The organism is Azospira sp. MPR-LB4, assembly GCF_058809525.1.
The window spans coordinates 3,697,409-3,714,237 of the sequence record NZ_CM179521.1 but is presented as its reverse complement, the minus strand read 5'-3'; the positions used below and the strand labels follow the sequence as shown (position 1 = coordinate 3,714,237).

Here is a 16,829-nt window from a genome sequence, read left to right as displayed (position 1 = left end):
CGATTTCACTTTTCAACAACCGCTCCATCACAACTCAAGCAAGGAGAGTCATCCATGACCGAAGTCGTCCATCCGGAAGGCGCCCAGGCCCTCGGCGACAACGCCGCGCGGCAACTGGCGAATGCCACCAAGACCGTCCCCCAGCTATCCACCATCACCCCGCGCTGGCTGGTGCACCTGCTGCAGTGGCTGCCTGTGGAAGCCGGCATCTACCGCCTCAACAAGGTCATCAACCCCCGGGACGTGCGCGTCGCCTGCTCCCAGCGCGATGAATCCGAACTGCCCCAGACCTTCGTCGATTACGATGCCCAGCCCCGGGAATACTTCCTCAACGCCGTCACCACCATCCTCGACGTGCACACCCGGGTTTCCGACCTCTACAGCAGCCCCCACGACCAGATCAAGGAACAGCTGCGCCTGACCATCGAGACCATCAAGGAACGTCAGGAATCCGAACTCATCAACAACCCGGACTACGGCCTGCTGGCCAATGTGGATGACGCCCAGCGCATCTCCACCCTCACCGGCGCCCCCACTCCGGACGACCTGGACGACCTGCTGACCAAGGTGTGGAAGGAACCGGCCTTCTTCCTCACCCACCCCCTGGCCATCGCCGCCTTCGGCCGCGAGTGCACCCGCCGTGGCGTTCCGCCCCCCACCGTTTCCCTCTTCGGCTCCCAGTTCCTCACCTGGCGCGGCATTCCCCTGATCCCTTCCGACAAGGTGCCCATCGAGGACGGCAAGACCAAGATCATCCTGCTGCGCACCGGCGAAAAGCGCCAGGGCGTGGTCGGCCTGTTCCAGCCCGGCCTGGCCGGCGAACAGAGTCCGGGGCTGTCGGTGCGCTTCATGGGCATCAACCGCAACGCCATCGCCTCCTACCTGATTTCGCTCTATTGCTCCCTGGCCGTGCTGACCGAAGATGCCCTGGCCGTGCTCGATGACGTGGAGATCGGCAAGTACCATGACTACCCCGACACCTACAAGTAACCCGCCGGAAGGCCTGGCCGGACTGCTGCCGGCGGGGCTGCCCAACGAGGCCACCCTGGCCCGGCTGGCGAGCGATTTCTTCGCCGCCCTGCCGGGCAATCCGGGCCCCGTGGAAAACCCCGCGCCGGTGGGCAACGTGGCGCCCCAGTCCCACGAGCCGGTGATCGCCCTGGGCCAGCGGGCGCCTTCCCTGGCGCCGGCGGCAAGCAGCCAGACCGGTGCGCCAGACTCGGCTGTGGAAGTCATTCCCGGGGCAGGCAGGCCTGGGAGCGCCATCCTGGGCGTGCCCCAGGCCTATGCCCCCGCCCTGCCCCAGTCCGCTTCGTCCGCAGCGCCGGTGTTCGCGCCCGCCACGCCCTATTACTTCCTGGGCGAAGGCAGCGCTTACCCTGCCCACCTGCCCAAGGAGAACGAGATCGTGGTGCCGCGGGACGACCGCGTCACGGCCCAGTCCTTCGGCCTGCCCGGTGCGGAAGATCTGAAGGCCCTGCTGGCTGACAACAAGGCGCCCCGGGAAAGCAAAGGCAGCATTCCCGCCGCCGTGCCCAGCCGCAGTTCCTCCTTCTACTTCCTCGACCCGGTGGGGGCCGATGCGGCCCAGGCCGAGCCCCCGGTGCAGCCCCTGGCCCACCCGCCCCTGGATGTCAACGCTATCCGCCGCGACTTCCCGATCCTGGCAGAACGGGTGAACGGCAAGCCCCTGGTGTGGTTCGACAACGCCGCCACCACCCACAAGCCCCAGGCGGTAATCGACCGGCTGGCCTGGTTCTACGCCCACGAAAACTCCAACATCCACCGCGCCGCCCACGAACTGGCGGCAAGGGCCACGGATGCCTACGAGTCGGCGCGGAACAAGGTGGCGCGCTTCATCGGCGCCGGCTCTGCCAACGAAATCATTTTCGTGCGCGGCGCCACCGAAGCCATCAACCTGGTGGCCCAGAGCTGGGGGCGCCAGAACATCGGCGCCGGCGATGAAATCGTGGTCTCCATCCTGGAACACCACGCCAACATCGTCCCCTGGCAGCAGCTGGCGGCCGAGAAAGGCGCCAAGATCCGCGTCATCCCGGTGGACGACGACGGCCAGATCCGCCTCGACGAGTACCAGAAGCTGCTCAACGAGAAGACCAAGCTGGTGGCCATCACCCAGGTTTCCAACGCCCTGGGCACCATCACCCCGGTCAAGGAAATCGTGGACCTGGCCCACCGGGCCGGCGCCAAGGTGCTGGTGGACGGGGCCCAATCCGTCTCCCACCTGCGGGTCAACGTGCAGGCCCTGGATGCGGACTGGTTCGTCTTCTCCGGCCACAAGGTCTTCGCCCCCACGGGCATCGGCGTGGTCTATGGCAAGGCCGCCATCCTGGAAGCCACCCAGCCCTGGCAGGGCGGCGGCAACATGATTGCCGACGTCACCTTCGAGCGGACGCTGTACCAACCGGCGCCCAACAAGTTCGAAGCCGGCACCGGCAACATCGCCGACGCCGTGGGCCTGGGCACCGCCCTGGACTACGTGGAACGCATCGGCCTGGAAAGCATCGCCCGCTACGAGCACGCCCTGCTGGAATACGCGACCCACGGCCTCAAAACCGTGCCCGGCCTGCGCATCATCGGCACGGCAAGGGACAAGGCCAGCGTCGCCTCCTTCGTGCTGGAAGGCTTCAAGACCGAAGAAGTGGGCAAGGCCCTCAACCAGGAAGGCATCGCCGTGCGCTCCGGCCACCACTGCGCCCAACCCATCCTGCGCCGCTTCGGCCTGGAAGCCACGGTGCGGCCATCCCTGGCCTTCTACAACACCTGCCAGGAAGTGGATCACCTGGTGGCCACGTTGAAGCGGTTGAAGGGGGGGAGGAGTACGACGGTGTTTGGGTGAGGGTTAGCGAAAGCCGCAAATGAAAAAGCCGCCCGGGGACGGGCGGCTTATCGGCCAGAGCCAACGTACGAGGGCCGCCCCAGATCAGTCGGCAGTCCGCCAGCTACCTGCCGTTAGCAACTGTGTTGAAGGTCAAGCCCTGAAGCGCACCAGGGGGAGTTGTTTTTGACTACGGCATTGATCACAGTCAGCAGTTTGCGCATGCAGGCGGTCAGCGCCACCTTCTTCGGTTTGCCTTGTGCACAGAGGCGCTGATAAAACTCCCGGATTGGCGGGTTGCTGCGCGTAGCTGACAAAGCCGCCATGTAGAGCACCTGACGTACCTGCGCCCTGCCACCCCAGATCACACGCTCGCCACGATGTTTGCCGCTGTCGCGATTGAACGGTGCGAGCCCCGCTAGTGCTGCAATTTCCTTACGGTCCAGCTTTCCGAGTTCGGGCAATTCCGCCAGCAAAGTCATGCGCGTCACTTTGCCTACCCCTGGAATGGCTTGCAGCAGATCGTCTTTCTCGCGCCAGACCTCGCTCGTCCGCAGGCGATGCGTCAGATCAATATCCAGTGCAGCAATGCGTTCATCGAGCCAGGCAATGTGTTCCTTCAAACTCGTCTGCTGCACTACCTCCGCCCGATCCAGCCGCAGCTTTTCCTGCACACGCATGTCGATGAGCTGGCGCCGCCGTGCCAGCAGCGCAGCCAGGGCTTGTGTCTCTTCATCCTTCAGAATTCGCACCTGCGGCCGGATCGCTTGCGTAAAAGCAGCCAGAATCAGGGCATCAATCCGGTCGGTCTTGGCCAGTCGCCCACACGCCTTGGCGTAGTCCCGTACTTGCCGAGGATTGACCACGGCTACCGGCACACCGGCCGCCGCCAGTGCGCTGGCCAGGGCTGTCTCAAGCCCACCCGTCGCTTCCATCACCACTAAGGTGGGAGGCTGTTCGCACAGGCGTTGGCACAAGCCCGCTATCCCCACCTCGTCATGCGCCAGCCGTTCAGCACTGCCGGTAGCAAGGAAGCCCACATCGAGCCAGGCTTTCGATACATCGATTCCTACAAATGATTCATTTATCATGTCAGCCACCCTACCTTGCAAATCCGGGCTCATGGCCCCAGCAACTGTTCGGGTTAAAAGACAAGCAGGCGTGGCGCTCAACGCTAACGTACGGGTTCATGACCCCAGGCCTCAACGAGCTGCCACGCCCCAAAACCCGCCGGGGCATAAACCCCGGCGATTACTCCGATTCTTTTATGGAATCGGTGGAATGAACATACAAGGCCTCAAATTCCGCTGATTACTGAAGCGAGAACGGATTCGTCGAGAAATCTAAGCCGTCTGTGAGAAGGCGCGATACGACGTTTCCAATTGCATCGAGAGGTTCTACAAGCCGTAGCGATGCCAAGTTCATGCAAATGGCGTTTCTCCAATAGAGTTCGAAGATCAACACTTCAACCGATAACTAGGTGTCTACTGAAGCCGGGGCGGTTCACTAGCTAGCAATTTCCGTCGGTAATGAAGCCGTTTGCTGACATCAGACCCCCACTTTGCAACAGCCGATCGGCCATCAGCAGGAGTCGAGCCGAAGCTAAATTGGTGCTAGCGGAGATCATGCGATACATTTATGCCGTAAGCAATTTAATGGCCAGAAGATGAAAACATCCGACATAAAGGGGCCGGGGGTCGATGCGTGGTTGCTTCAACGACTTCATAGCTGGGGCATTGAGTCACTGACGGATGTTCAGCAGCGGGCGCTCGCTGCCGGTGCGGCAGATGGTTGCAGCCTTGTCGTAAGTGCCCCAACGTCGTCCGGCAAGACTTTAGTGGGCGAGATTGCGGTCTTGTGCGCCCTTCGACTCGGTATCCGCGCGATCTATCTCGTTTCCCATAAAGCCCTCGCAGACCAAAAGTACCTCGATTTCGTCGCCCGCTTCGGCGAAAGCGCCGCTGAACCCATAGGGTCGGTTGGGCTGAACACAGGCGACCGCACTGAAGGCGATATCGATGCACAGCTAATGGTCGCGACCTACGAGAAGGCATTGGGTCTGTTTCTGAGCGGTCAGTTCAGACCGAACAATGCTCTGGTCGTTGCGGATGAGTTGCAGATTCTGGGCGAGCCCGGGCGCGGGCCAGATATCGAAGCACTGTGCTCAGCGCTACGCCAGCGCGGAATCAAGCAATTCGTCGCGTTAACCGCTACCGTCGAGAATCCTGATGATATTGCCGGATGGATGGGGTGCGGCCTTGTTCGCAGCACGCACCGCGACGTGCCACTTTACCAGGAAATATGGTACCAAGGCCGTGCCTATAGTACGAGATTCGGCGACGATAATGGACACGAAGCGAACGGCGGCGCTGCTGCAACGAATGACATTGGCGTCGTTGTTGATCATTTGCTGCAACTCGGGCGTGGCCCTGTTCTGGTATTCACAGAGAGCCGCCGTGAAGCGTTAAATTTCGCGACTACGTTCGGGCAGAATCGACCCCGCGTCGGTATTGGCATTGCTTTGGCGCAGCAACTCGATTTGTTCTCAGAGCCAACAGAGGCCTCCGATCAGCTTCGCGAAAACGCCGAGCGTCGCGTTGCCTTTCATACGGCCGATCTGTCGCCGCAGGAACGCCAAGTTATCGAGGGAGGCTTCACCGACGGCAAGTTCGAGGTTTGCTTTGCCACTTCGACTCTCGCTGCCGGAGTTAACTTCCCGTTCCGGACGATAGTTTTCTCCAAGCTCACCTATCAGTACGGCGACCGGGCGGGAAGTCACGTTATCAGGTCCGACTACCGCAACATGTCAGGACGGGCAGGTAGGCTGGGTATGCACCCTGACGGGTTCGCCGTTTTGCTGCCGCAGAACAATGTTGAACTTGCACATGCCAACATGCTGGTGCTGCCAGACAACGATCGGCTTCATTCGCAGTTGGTTAACCTGAGCTTGCGCAAGTCGATCTTGGCGCTGGTCGCTTCTGGGCTAGCCAGTACCTTCGCTGAGGTGATGACGTTCTTCGAGAATACGCTGTACTGGTATCAAACGCTGAACCGAAATCCAGCAAAGCTGGCAACACTGACCACCGAAAGCCGTGCGGCCGTTGACTGGCTGAATGCCAATGCACTGATCCGCGAACAAGGCGGCGCCTTGTTTATCACACCGTTGGGCAACGCAGCAGCGATGTCCGGCCTGCTTCCCGCTACGGCGGTCCAGCTTGCCGCCATGCTACGTGCTATCGGTCCAAAACTCATGACGAACTTCGATGAGTGGATCCCGGGATTGATCTACGCCGCATGTGCTAGCGATGAATTCAGGGCTGAGCGGCCATCTCGATTCTTTCCTTACCCGTCACGAATTACATACGAGTCGGTGACGTTCTGGGCGACGAAGCCGTTGCCCATAGAGCTTGATCGCAACGACCTTAAGATGGCGCACTGTGCCCATGCGATCGCGCTTTATGTCGAAGGACTCGCAGATCGCAAGATCACGCACATCACCCACGTACCAGGCGGCATGATTCATCGTCTGGCGCTGGACGTGGCTTGGGTGCTTGATGGTCTGCACAAGCTCTCCACAACGCCTGAACTCAGTTGCCCGCAATCGGTCAGCAATCAGATCGCTATGCTGGGACGCCGCGTCCGCTGGGGCGCCCCAATTGAAGCGCTGGACGTGCTGCGGGTAGCCGAGCGTCACGGCGTGCCGGGATTCGGTCGGCAACGCGCCATGGGGCTAATCGCACAGGGCATCGCGACGCTCCACGACGTGCTGGGAACTGCGAAAGACAAACTCGTGCAACTGCTTCGGAGCGAGCCGCGAGCGGAGGCGCTAATTGATGCTGTCTCAAGCACCGTGGGGCTCGGACCCAGTCGGCTCGCTGCCGCGCATCATAAGACCGGACAGGAGTTGGGGATCGAGCTCCAAGTAAGGGCATGCGACGATGCTTTAGGCACAGACTACGAAGAAGCAATCGCGACGCTTATGCGGGTCGAAGCCGCTTGGGCCGTGACCGTACTCGACGACGGTACACGACCAAATGTACCAGACTTGCTTATCGAATTGGGCTCTCAGCAAGTCCTTCTTGAATGCAAAACATGCACAAAATCTCCTCCCCTCATCAAGAAAGAGGAAGCCTGGGCGGTTGTTCAGAAGGCGGCAGATTTTGATCCAGCGATGCGGCGGGTGACATTAGGTAAGCCGGCGTTCGACGAAACTTCGAAAAAGAAGGCGGCGGCATCGAAGGACATTACGCTGGTCGAACACAGCGTGTTCATGGAAGGGTTGCTGCGCGTGCATGGCGGTACGCTATCTGCAGCTGACTTCATGGCATGGCTCGGTAGCCCTGGCGTTGCCGAGTTTGAACGACTTGGTGGAAGTCCAACATATCTCGGAAAATAGAGGCAGCGATCGTAGAAAGATAGCAATGCAATTTCCGAAGGCAGGGGCAAACTATGCCCAAGAACGCCAAGGCATCGCGGCAATTCAAAGTTACGCCGCTCTTCGCCGACAAATCTGGCGTGAAACTGGAACCGGCGACGTGGGTGTCGACGGTCACCTTGAGTTCGTGACGCCGGACGGGTTCACTACAAGCCGGATCGTAGCTGTCCAGGTTAAATCAGGGGTGTCGTACTTCGACAAGCCATCTGCTCGCGGGTGGAAGTTCTATCCCGCGGACAAGCATCGACACTACTGGGAGTCCTTTCCGCTGCCCGTTCTACTGGTGCTACACAATCCAAATTCCGGCAGCGCATACTGGGTCGACGTTCGGCAAGCATTGCGCAATCCCGACGCCGAAAAGGCCTTCGTCGAGGTGCCAGAAGGTAACTTATTGAATGGGACGGACGCGATTGCGCTCTTTGAGACCGCGGGCGTGCAGGACCAGCCGTTTATTGAACACCTTGACGGCGTACTTGCAAGGCTTCTCGCCACGCAATCGAACAATGCAAGTTTCCCGCTCAGTCACTTTGATCTGTTCGCGCATGGCCTTACCAACATCTGTCGCAGCATCTACTACGGCATGGATGTGGTTTGCAACGCCGTCGAATACAATCTGGCTGCTACGAATTCCACGTCCAGAATGGGGATGGGCGACACCGAGCATCAGTTCGCCTTTGATTTCGTCAAGTTTCTGCTCGCGCAGAGTCTCGTCCAGATCGACTACGCTGACTGCCTTATCGATTGGGTGGACAGGAAGATGCAGCCCCACTTCGTCGCGCCACTCACCTCTCGGGGCAGAGCGCTTGTAGCGCTAGTCCACCAGAAAGAGCAGATATTGGTTGCGGAGGGCAAGATGCCGGATACGGGCCTGATGCACGTCGCGCAAGAGGGATTTTTTGGCATGATTTTGGAGTCGCACTTCCAGCGATTTCCGCTTATCCGAAAGTTCCAGGTGGCTTGTGCCGCGTGAGGTCCTGAAGGCTGGCCGAACGTTCCATACCCGAACTACCTACAGTGCCTATTGTGAGTTACCTGATGCTGAAAAGCTGCGACGGACATAAAAGAGGCCGGTCTAGCGCGACGCCAGCTACACGCTTTCACAGCAGACGTGTCTGGCGAGACCTTCTACGCCAGCAACTGGCTAGTGTGGCAGACGGCGATACTGGCTTACATGGACAACAAGTGCGATGAATCAGCCCAAAGCCGTCAGCCACCGGTTGTGATATTCCAATACATCGAGTGGTAGTTAAGTAATCAGTTCCAGACTCGATCTACGACCGAGTTGGAACACAGTGCGACATGGAACTACCTCATTCATCTGAAAATACTCGGGCTTCTCAAGCGAGAGATTTCCGTATCACGGACATTCAGAATTTTGATGTAGCCAAGTGAAATGCAACAGAGAGGGCCCTTTCACGGCGTGCCCCTCGCAGCACCAGACTGAGGCACTGCCCGAGCAGGAAACCCACCCTCGTTACCTATTTTCTGAATGGCCTAGCTCAATTTCGAAACCAATTGAACGGCGCGAACTAGCTAAAAACCTATGTCTGACAATTCCGAGACACTCACCGCATCTCCGATTGAAACGCTTGCGTTAGCGGCGAGCAGCAAATTCCGAGATGACTATATCGAACTCAGCCGCTCGCTGTTTCATTCAGAGGAGGCCGCCAATAAGCTGCACAACGCCGGCGAGTTCGGCCGCTACCGTGAGCAAGTCATTCGAAGCCTCTTGGCCGGCTTCTTACCCGGGCGCCTCTCGATCGGAGATGGCTTCGTGCTTACTCCCGATGGGAATCGGAGCACGCAGTGCGATGTCGTTGTCTACGACCGCGATGAAACACCGCATATTGAAGCCGCAGGCGGACGGTGTTTCTTTCCGCTCGAGACGTGTGCCGCCGTCGGCGAAGCAAAGTCGAAACTGACTTTCGCTGAACTCAAGGAGTCGCTCGAAAAGCTCCTCGCCATCAAGCGCATGCGTGCAACGATGAAAATGCAGATGTACCCGGTTACTGAGGCCATATCTTTCGCAGAGGCTGCCAAGGAAGATCCGAGCTTATTCGAAGAGCCCTCCGGATACTTCCGCCCACAAGAACAGGAATCCCACAATCTGGTGACATTCCTTGTCTGCGAAAGTATCCAGTGGCCTGCAGGTCAAGCGCCTGGGAGCCCGGACTTTGGCAAGGTATTGAATGATCTATACGACGACAAAGAGGATCCGTATCTTCGCCACAACTTTATTCTCAGCGTAAAGCAGGGCTTCCTTTCCTATTTCTTCACCATGCCCGACGACCGGGATCCCGGTGAGTACCGACGAATTCCTTATCCACATCCAGTCCAAAGCCTCCGACCGCCTCGTGGTGTAGGGGACAACGTACCAACGAAGTGCGGCTGGCGCTGGCTTCCGGCGACAGACGCAAACCACCACATTTTCACGTTCGCTTCGGAGCTTGCCATCGCGGGGGGCGCCGCGTGCATTTTTCACTTCACCCCAAAAGCGTACTCATGGTCGCAGGATGGGTTTGACTTCGCCTACTTCCATACCAACTAGGTCGGACGCGAAACCCAGTCGCCATCCACTCTCTGTAAATGGTGGCATTGGCGAGTACGTCCCAGTGGAGGTGAGTCGGTTTCCGTCGCCAGCGGCGGCAATTCGCCATGTTGCCGACGTAGAACTCGAGGTGCCTCAAAGTTCGGATTGGCCGAATAGCGGCCCTTCAGTCTGCTGACCTCTTTCCAAGATTCTCTTGAAGCAACTTGAGTTGCTCCAGCTCAGGACTAGTCTGTCCCGATTCAGATTGCGTCCTCCCCGTCAGCAGCCAAAGCGAGTATTCGGGCCACAGTCGCCCGATCGCTTCCAGGTGCTCCGCTGTCGCCCGTTTCCTCTCCAGGCATACGTCGCGCCATGACGTGGCGTTGATGCCCGTCATCTCTTCGAGTTCTTTGTACTTGCGCAGGGGGTTGGTCTTGGCGGCCACCACCATCAATAGACGCTCTATACCCATAGAAATTATCAATTAGACGAGAAATGCTGCGTACATAAATATATGTGTAATATTTCTATCGCTACGCATATAATACGCGACAGAAGTGTCTCATAGTGGAGCAAAGTGATTATGACAGCCGCAGAACGAATCAACCAGCAGACGCTGGTTCCAATCATGCACTGGAAGAAATTCGCGGAAGTGGTGGGTATCGAAGAGGGCGTGCTGCGGGGCCTGTGCGACCGGGACCATATTCCTTCCATCTGTTTCGGTAAGCACCGCTTCATCAATCTGGCCAAGCTCAACGATATTTGCCAACGCCAGGGCTGTGCTGCGGATATCCCGCTCCAGCAATGCCCTCTGACCAACCAGGAGGGTTGAGCCATGAAGCGGAAAGGCCATAAACCCTGCGCCCTGGAGGCAAGGCTGAATCGGTTGGTAGCCGTTTCCCTCGCCCACCTCCACCAAATGGAAACCCCGGCTCTCATGCCAAGCAACCGCCCTCTGCCCCGGGACCGGGCCCGCTATATCCGCCGCTATGTGCCGGAAGTCATTGCCCAACTGCATCAGTTACGGGAACTGGCACTCGCCCTTCTGGAACCACCACAGGACTTGCTCAAGCCGGGAGAGGCTTCCCGTAACACCCCCATCACCTGTGCCTCCTGCCATTACCAATTGCCCCTGGGCTGCCACGGCCTGTCGATACGTTGTACGGCCCAGTTACTGGTCCAGGAGAAGCATCTGCCCCGCTATTGCGCTGACTATCGGCCCCAGGCCCTGGCGCACCAGCAGCCTGCACTCACCAGGGATGCCCAGTTGCTGCTGCCGACGACCAAGCATTGCGGAGAGAGTACGGGGCACGCCGCTGAGAAGTAGGACAATGGAAAAACCCACCATCACACCCCACGAAGCGGAGTTGAACCGGCTGATACTGCTGGCCCAATCCCGCCTCCACGCCATGGGCGACGGCGGCTTCGTCCAGGGTTGCAGCCTTTCCCTGCGGGAAAGGGCGCGGCTGATCCAGGTGGCTTCGCTGGATGCCATGGCGACGCTGCAACGGATGCGGGAGGTGGCCCTGGCCGTACTCAACGGCGTACCCCTGGCCGGTGACAAGGAAGTGAAATGTGCCGACTGTCGCCACCATGTGCCCAGCCTGACCTTTGCCGACGAGGCCAGTTGCGCCGTGCATCTGAGCCTGCAAAGCATGCACCGACTGCGCCATTGCAGCCATTTCCAACCCCTGGCGCCCAAGCCGCCGGCGGTGCCCGCCGATCCTACCGCCTGAAGGCATGGGCGCGGGCCGGGATTGCATCCCCTGGCCCTGCCCTCCTGACCTCCTTCGTCGCCACTCAACAAAGCCGCCCGGCAAACCGGGCGGCTTTGTTCTTTGCCATGTCCGGAACTGGCGTAGCCTTGAGGCTTGCGGCTGGGCCACCGACAAACCTCCGACACTCTGGCCGATAATGGGGCAATGCCTCCGGCAGTTCCCCCGGGCCAAGCCCGGCAGCCGCTGCCCGTTACCGCCAACTATTTTTTCACCCACCCACAATATCCATGCCCTTCATCCGTCTACCCAGGCATGGACACATCGTTCTCCCTTTCCCTGCCCCGCGACGAGACCCGCCTGATGGCCGAGCAGAACCGACGCCTGACTGAAGCCATTGCCCGGGAGAGCGGGCGGCTGGGGAGTTTCATTCGCCGGCGCGTGCCCGACCCGGGCGAGGCGGAGGACATTCTTCAGGACGTGTTCTTCGAGCTGGTGGAGGCCTGGCGCCTGCCGGAGCCCATCGAGCAGGTGGGGGCCTGGCTGTTCCGGGTGGCCCGCCACCGCATCGTGGACCGCTTTCGCAAGCGCCGGGAGGAACCCCTGCCCGTGGCCGTGCAAGAAGACGGCGACGAGGAGCATTGGCTGGAAGCCGCCCTGCCGGCGGACGACGGCGGGCCGGAGGCGGCCTATCTGCGCCGCCTGTGGCTCGATGCCATCGCCACGGCCCTGGAGGAACTGGCGCCGGGGCCGCGGGAGACCTTCATCGCCCACGAGATCGACGGCCGCAGCTTCAAGGAGATGGCGGCAGAGAGCGGCGTGCCCATGAACACCTTGCTCGGCTGGAAGCGGCAGGCGGTGCTGCACCTGCGCCAACGGCTGCGGCCCCTTTACGAACCCCAATCCTGAACAGGAAACCAATATGAAATGCAGAACTGGAAAATCCGGCTGCGCCTCGCGCTGCCTCAAGATCGGCCTGATGGTCGTGGTCGGCATCGGCGCCCTTACCTGGGTGGTGATGCAGTTGTGGAATTGCCTGCTGCCGGACCTCTTTGCCGGGGTCTCCCCCATCGGCTACTGGCAGGCCCTGGGCGTGCTGGTGCTGAGCCGCATCCTCTTCGGCGGCATGCGCGGCGGCGGCTTCCACCACTGGCGCGAACGTCGTGCCCATTGGGAAAGCCTGACGGAAGAAGAGCGGCAACAGCTCAAGGGCCGCTTCCACAGCCGCTGGAGCCGCTGCTGCACGCCCCAGGCGGAAGGCATCGAGCCCCAGGCCAAGGCCGCGGACAAACCGGCCGACCAGGCTTGATGGTCTGAAACCTCCCCGGGCGCGCCTCGTGCCGCCCGGGGCCGCCGGCTACCCGCCGGCCTCCCTGGAAAAGCCCCATGCGCCCTGCCTCCCTGACCTCCCCCCGCCCAGCCACACCGCCCGCTGCTGCGGCCCAGCCCGCCCTGCCCGGCCGCCTGCGCCGGGCCCTGTGGCGCGTGCTGCCGCTCATGGTCGGCCTCCATGCCTACATCGGCTGGCGCCTGCTGCCGTCGCTGGATCTGCCTCCCGCCGCCCTGGCCCTGGCCATTGCCGGGCTGGCCCTTTCCGCCTGCCTGGTGCCGCTGGGCCTGCTGGGCCGCTTCGTCACCAACAACCCGGCCCTGGCGGACCGGCTCAGCTGGCTAGGCAGCCTGGCCATGGGCCTCTTCTCTTCGGTGCTGGTGCTGACCCTGCTGCGGGATGCGGGCCTGCTGCTGGCCGGCGCGCCTTCCCTGGCGCAGCCCACGGCCCTGGCGGTGGTGGCTGCCGCCGGCCTGTTCACCCTCTTCGGCTACGTCAATGCGCGGCGGGTGGCCCGCATCGTCCGGGTGGAGGTGCCCCTGGCCGACCTGCCGCCGGCACTGGAGGGTTTCACCATCGTCCAGCTCAGCGACATCCACGTGGGGCCCACCATCAAGCGGGATTACGTGCAGGCCATCGTGGACCGGGTCAATGGGCTGGAGGCGGATCTGGTGGCCATCACCGGCGACGTGGTGGATGGCAGCGTGGAGCATCTACGGGAACACACCGCGCCCCTGGGCCAGCTGCGCAGCCGCCACGGCAGCTATTTCGTCACCGGCAACCATGAATACTATTCGGGCGCAGGGGCCTGGATGGCGGAGTTCGAGCGCATCGGCCTCAAGGGGCTGCACAACGGCCACACCGTCATCGCCCACCATGGCGCCCGCCTGGTGCTGGCCGGGGTGACGGACTATTCGGCCGGCGCCTTCGATACGGCCCAGGCCAGCGACCCGGCAGCAGCCCTGGCCGGCAGCCCGGCAGGCCTGCCGCGTATCCTGCTGGCCCACCAGCCCCGCTCCGCCCCGGCTGCGGCAGCCGCCGGCTTCGACCTGCAGCTTTCCGGCCACACCCACGGCGGCCAGTTCTGGCCCTGGAATTTCTTCGTCCCCCTGCAACAGCCCTTTACCGCCGGCCTGCACCGGCTGGGCCGGCTGACGGTCTACACCAGCCGCGGCACCGGCTACTGGGGCCCGCCCAAGCGCCTCGGCGCTCCCTCTGAAATCACCGTGCTGCGGCTGATTCGGGCTTAAGAAAGTGGTCTGACTCCGGGCCGGCGAGCCTGGCCCCGCTGCGACAAAAAAGGCGCCCATGGGCGCCTTTTTCCTTGCTGCTTCGGGTGCTGGTTACGCCGCGGTGAGGCTCGGGCCCCACCCCTTGGCCCTCACACCCGGTACTGGGCCACCACCTGCTGCATCTCCTGGGCCAGGTGGGCCAGTTCGCCGGCGGTGTCGGAGGTGGATTGGGCGGCGGCGCTGTTCTCTTCGGACATCTGGGCGATCTTCTCCACCTGCTGGGCGATGGCGGTGCTGGCGACGCTCTGCTCCCGAATGGCGTCGGAAATGTCGCCCACCATATCCACGGTGCGGCGGGAGCCGTCGCCGATCTCCTGGATCGCCTGATTGGCCTGCTCGGCCCGGGAGACGCCGGTATCCACCCGCTCCACCACGGCATGAATGCCCTGCACCGCAGCCTGGGCCCCGGCCTGCATTTCCAGAATGGTGCTGGCGATTTCCTGGGTGGACTGGGTGGTGCGCTCGGCCAGCTTGCGCACTTCGTCGGCCACCACGGCAAATCCCCGGCCCTGTTCGCCGGCCCGGGCCGCCTCGATGGCAGCATTGAGGGCCAGCAGATTGGTCTGGTCGGCCACTTCCTTGATCACCGAGACCACGTTGTTGATGCGCTCGCTCTGCTGCTCCAACTGGCTGATCTGCTCGGAGGCGTGACGCACCGTTTCGGCGATGCTGTTGATGCCGGCCACGGTGTCGCCGATGATGCCTTCGCCCTTGTGGGCCAGCTCGCCGGAGGCGGTGGAAAGCTGGTTGGCCTCGCCGGCCCGATCGGCCACGTGGTTGATGCTGACGGTCATCTCCTCCACCGTGGCGGCCATGCTGGAGGCGGCCTCGCTCTGGTGGCCGGAGGCGATGGACATTTCGTGGGAGGCATTGGCGACCCGGTTGGCGGCCGTATTGACGGCCTCGGTGTGGCTGCTGATTTCCCGGAAGCTGGCCTGCAGACGGTCCAGCAGGCGGTTGAAGGCGGTGGAGGCCTGGGCCACTTCATCGCTGCCCCGCACCTCGAGGCGGCCGGTGAAATCCAGGTCGTGCTCGATGCGCTTGAACATGGTCACCATATTGCCCAGGGACTGCTCCACATGGCGGTAGACCAGAAAGCCCAGGCCGGCCACGCCCAGGGTGGCCAGCACCATGACGATCATGGAGACCACCTTGCCGCTGCTGTAGGCCTCGGCTGCCTTGCGCACTTCCTGGGTGGCCAGTTCCTCGTTGTACTTGATGTGGGCCTCCACGTTGTCGGCGATGCGGCGGCCCAGGGCCCCGGCCAGGACCGCATCCTCCTTGGCCTTGTCCACCTGGCCGGCGCGGATGGAGGCCATCTGCCGGTCGATCAGGGAAAAGTACTCGGCCAGCATGCGCTTGGAGTTTTCCAGGTATTCCTTGTCCTTGTCGTCGCTGACCAGGGGCTCATAGCCCTTGACGTAGCCCTGCAGCCGCTCCCGGTTGTTCATCACCTGCTGGGCCAGGGCCGGCCGCTCGGCGTCGGGGCTCATGATGTAGGTGAGCATGAAGGTGCGCAGGCGGAAGAAGGAGGACTCCATGTTGGCCACCATGCGGATGCTGGGGATCGAGTTTTCGTTGGCGAACTCGAGGTTGGCGTTGATGGCGCCCATCTGGCGCAGGCCGAAGGCGCCGACCACGACCAGTCCGGCCACGGCGATGAGAATAAGGATGGCGAGGCGCTTGGCGATCGTCATGACGGCTCCTTTCGGGAGAGCGGGTTGGCATTGGAGTTTGGTTTATGACCTAAGTCATAAGCCCTATGACTCGCGTGCATTATGTCCGTTCAATTCCCGACATACCTGATGCCAAGCTGACGAAGCCGCTTATTTGCACCAACCTAGTAATCACCCTGGGTCGGCAAAGAAAAAGGCCGGCGGCACCCTGGGGGCACCGGCCGGCCTGGTCCTGACGTTGCCTTAGAAGGCCCAGCGCAGATTGACGGAGGCGCTGCGGTTGTTGAAGCCCTGGCGGTGTTCGCCTTCAGGCATAGGCCACCCAGCCGCGGAAGGCAAAGCCGGCGTAAAACAGCTGCACATCGTGGAAACCGGCCTCGCGCAGGATGCCTTCGTCCTCCTCGGGACTGAGAATGGTCAGCTCCCGCTCCACCTTTTCCCGGGTGGCCTGCGCCTGTTCCGGGCTGCTGCCAGATGCGGTCAGAAAGGCAGCATAGCGGGACATCCAGATATCCCGCCTGTTCTGCTCGGCCTCGGCACTGAGATGGGCAACGACAAACGGGGCCCCGGGCTTCAAGCGGCAGCGAATCTCCCGCAGCATCGGCAGGCGCTGCTCTCGGGGTACGAAGTGGCAGGTCAGCAGGCAGGTGGCGGCATCGAAGGGGCCTTGCGGCGCATCCTGAACATAGCCCTGGTGTAGTGCGATCCGGGAAGAAAACGGGCTGAGCCGTTGGGCCGCCAGTTCCAGCATGGGCCCACTGGGATCGACCCCGTCGAACTGCCAGCCGGGATGGGCTCGGGCATAGTCTTCCAGCTCCAGCCCGCCGCCGGCACCCACCACAAGAATCCGCCCCTGCCCGGCCACCTGCTCCTCAATGAGGAGGCGGGTCATCGGCAGCAGGCTGAGATAACCGGGAACGTTGCGCCGGGGCCCTTCGGCGTACTTGTCTACCGCTTCGGGATTCTGAAAGGCAGCATGGGGTGTGGGTTGCATGGGCGAATTATCCCATACCGC

The 16,829-nt window shown here is 61.8% G+C and carries 15 protein-coding genes; 11 read left to right on the top strand and 4 right to left on the bottom strand.

Annotation, left to right across the window (positions count from 1 at the left end):
* Positions 1-54 precede the first annotated feature (54 nt).
* Positions 55-990, top strand: a complete 936-nt coding sequence (locus tag AC3QLZ_RS17385; protein ID WP_014237176.1) for a family 2A encapsulin nanocompartment shell protein — start codon at positions 55-57, stop codon at positions 988-990.
* Positions 965-2,857 (top strand): family 2A encapsulin nanocompartment cargo protein cysteine desulfurase, encoded by a 1,893-nt coding sequence (locus AC3QLZ_RS17380; protein WP_014237175.1) that lies wholly within the window; start codon positions 965-967, stop codon positions 2,855-2,857. Before AC3QLZ_RS17385 ends, AC3QLZ_RS17380 begins: the two co-directional genes overlap by 26 nt.
* A 113-nt stretch (positions 2,858-2,970) precedes the next feature.
* On the opposite strand, the gene AC3QLZ_RS17375 is transcribed toward AC3QLZ_RS17380, so the two are convergent.
* Entirely contained in the window at positions 2,971-3,927 is a 957-nt protein-coding gene (locus AC3QLZ_RS17375) for an IS110 family RNA-guided transposase (RefSeq protein WP_043798065.1), read from the bottom strand.
* Between the two features lie 575 nt (positions 3,928-4,502).
* Between AC3QLZ_RS17375 and AC3QLZ_RS17370 the strand changes: the two genes are divergently transcribed.
* The 3 genes from AC3QLZ_RS17370 to AC3QLZ_RS17360 all read left to right on the top strand — a co-directional run bounded on the left by AC3QLZ_RS17370 (position 4,503) and on the right by AC3QLZ_RS17360 (position 9,819).
* Positions 4,503-7,232, top strand: a complete 2,730-nt coding sequence (locus AC3QLZ_RS17370; protein ID WP_014237173.1) for a DEAD/DEAH box helicase — start codon at positions 4,503-4,505, stop codon at positions 7,230-7,232.
* Between the two features lie 25 nt (positions 7,233-7,257).
* Positions 7,258-8,241, top strand: coding sequence for a DUF4365 domain-containing protein (locus AC3QLZ_RS17365; RefSeq protein ID WP_014237172.1), 984 nt, complete (start codon positions 7,258-7,260; stop codon positions 8,239-8,241).
* A 573-nt stretch (positions 8,242-8,814) separates the two neighbouring features.
* Positions 8,815-9,819 carry a DUF6602 domain-containing protein gene (locus tag AC3QLZ_RS17360; RefSeq protein ID WP_416242703.1) on the top strand — a complete coding sequence of 335 codons (1,005 nt, stop codon included), beginning with the start codon at positions 8,815-8,817 and terminating at the stop codon, positions 9,817-9,819.
* Positions 9,820-9,985: 166 nt separating this feature from the next.
* Here AC3QLZ_RS17360 and AC3QLZ_RS17355 read toward each other — a convergent pair whose 3' ends face one another.
* Positions 9,986-10,273, bottom strand: coding sequence for a hypothetical protein (locus AC3QLZ_RS17355; protein ID WP_043798058.1), 288 nt, complete (start codon positions 10,271-10,273; stop codon positions 9,986-9,988).
* Between the two features lie 156 nt (positions 10,274-10,429).
* Here AC3QLZ_RS17355 and AC3QLZ_RS17350 point away from each other — a divergent pair, with 156 nt between their 5' ends.
* From AC3QLZ_RS17350 to AC3QLZ_RS17325, 6 genes are all read left to right on the top strand, one after another.
* Positions 10,430-10,633 carry a hypothetical protein gene (locus AC3QLZ_RS17350; protein ID WP_050804294.1) on the top strand — a complete coding sequence of 68 codons (204 nt, stop codon included), beginning with the start codon at positions 10,430-10,432 and terminating at the stop codon, positions 10,631-10,633.
* 105 nt (positions 10,634-10,738) lie between these two features.
* On the top strand, positions 10,739-11,128 hold the full coding sequence (locus AC3QLZ_RS17345) for a hypothetical protein (protein ID WP_157870614.1): 390 nt from the start codon (positions 10,739-10,741) through the stop codon (positions 11,126-11,128).
* 4 nt (positions 11,129-11,132) lie between these two features.
* On the top strand, positions 11,133-11,537 hold the full coding sequence (locus AC3QLZ_RS17340; protein WP_014237167.1) for a hypothetical protein: 405 nt from the start codon (positions 11,133-11,135) through the stop codon (positions 11,535-11,537).
* A 294-nt stretch (positions 11,538-11,831) separates the two neighbouring features.
* Positions 11,832-12,425 carry an RNA polymerase sigma factor gene (locus AC3QLZ_RS17335; RefSeq protein ID WP_014237166.1) on the top strand — a complete coding sequence of 198 codons (594 nt, stop codon included), beginning with the start codon at positions 11,832-11,834 and terminating at the stop codon, positions 12,423-12,425.
* A gap of 13 nt (positions 12,426-12,438) precedes the next feature.
* Positions 12,439-12,825: a hypothetical protein gene (locus AC3QLZ_RS17330; protein WP_014237165.1), complete on the top strand. Its 387-nt coding sequence runs from the start codon at positions 12,439-12,441 to the stop codon at positions 12,823-12,825.
* 77 nt (positions 12,826-12,902) lie between these two features.
* The gene (locus AC3QLZ_RS17325) at positions 12,903-14,096 is read left to right on the top strand and encodes a metallophosphoesterase (protein ID WP_014237164.1); all 1,194 of its coding nucleotides are present in this window, start codon (positions 12,903-12,905) and stop codon (positions 14,094-14,096) included.
* 131 nt (positions 14,097-14,227) lie between these two features.
* On the opposite strand, the gene AC3QLZ_RS17320 is transcribed toward AC3QLZ_RS17325, so the two are convergent.
* Both AC3QLZ_RS17320 and AC3QLZ_RS17315 read right to left on the bottom strand, forming a co-directional pair.
* Positions 14,228-15,835, bottom strand: coding sequence for a methyl-accepting chemotaxis protein (locus AC3QLZ_RS17320; RefSeq protein ID WP_014237163.1), 1,608 nt, complete (start codon positions 15,833-15,835; stop codon positions 14,228-14,230).
* 286 nt (positions 15,836-16,121) lie between these two features.
* Positions 16,122-16,808 carry a class I SAM-dependent methyltransferase gene (locus tag AC3QLZ_RS17315; protein WP_014237162.1) on the bottom strand — a complete coding sequence of 229 codons (687 nt, stop codon included), beginning with the start codon at positions 16,806-16,808 and terminating at the stop codon, positions 16,122-16,124.
* Between the last annotated feature and the right edge of the window lie 21 nt (positions 16,809-16,829).

Excerpts from the sequence above, each read along its gene's own strand:
- AC3QLZ_RS17385 (WP_014237176.1), top strand. The coding sequence starts at position 55 with ATGACCGAAGTCGTCCATCCGGAAGGCGCCCAGGCCCTCGGCGACAAC.
- AC3QLZ_RS17380 (WP_014237175.1), top strand. The coding sequence starts at position 965 with ATGACTACCCCGACACCTACAAGTAACCCGCCGGAAGGCCTGGCCGGA.
- AC3QLZ_RS17375 (WP_043798065.1), bottom strand. The coding sequence starts at position 3,927 with ATGATAAATGAATCATTTGTAGGAATCGATGTATCGAAAGCCTGGCTC.
- AC3QLZ_RS17370 (WP_014237173.1), top strand. The coding sequence starts at position 4,503 with ATGAAAACATCCGACATAAAGGGGCCGGGGGTCGATGCGTGGTTGCTT.
- AC3QLZ_RS17365 (WP_014237172.1), top strand. The coding sequence starts at position 7,258 with ATGCAATTTCCGAAGGCAGGGGCAAACTATGCCCAAGAACGCCAAGGC.
- AC3QLZ_RS17360 (WP_416242703.1), top strand. The coding sequence starts at position 8,815 with ATGTCTGACAATTCCGAGACACTCACCGCATCTCCGATTGAAACGCTT.
- AC3QLZ_RS17355 (WP_043798058.1), bottom strand. The coding sequence starts at position 10,273 with ATGGGTATAGAGCGTCTATTGATGGTGGTGGCCGCCAAGACCAACCCC.
- AC3QLZ_RS17350 (WP_050804294.1), top strand. The coding sequence starts at position 10,430 with ATGCACTGGAAGAAATTCGCGGAAGTGGTGGGTATCGAAGAGGGCGTG.
- AC3QLZ_RS17345 (WP_157870614.1), top strand. The coding sequence starts at position 10,739 with ATGCCAAGCAACCGCCCTCTGCCCCGGGACCGGGCCCGCTATATCCGC.
- AC3QLZ_RS17340 (WP_014237167.1), top strand. The coding sequence starts at position 11,133 with ATGGAAAAACCCACCATCACACCCCACGAAGCGGAGTTGAACCGGCTG.
- AC3QLZ_RS17335 (WP_014237166.1), top strand. The coding sequence starts at position 11,832 with ATGGACACATCGTTCTCCCTTTCCCTGCCCCGCGACGAGACCCGCCTG.
- AC3QLZ_RS17330 (WP_014237165.1), top strand. The coding sequence starts at position 12,439 with ATGAAATGCAGAACTGGAAAATCCGGCTGCGCCTCGCGCTGCCTCAAG.
- AC3QLZ_RS17325 (WP_014237164.1), top strand. The coding sequence starts at position 12,903 with ATGCGCCCTGCCTCCCTGACCTCCCCCCGCCCAGCCACACCGCCCGCT.
- AC3QLZ_RS17320 (WP_014237163.1), bottom strand. The coding sequence starts at position 15,835 with ATGACGATCGCCAAGCGCCTCGCCATCCTTATTCTCATCGCCGTGGCC.
- AC3QLZ_RS17315 (WP_014237162.1), bottom strand. The coding sequence starts at position 16,808 with ATGCAACCCACACCCCATGCTGCCTTTCAGAATCCCGAAGCGGTAGAC.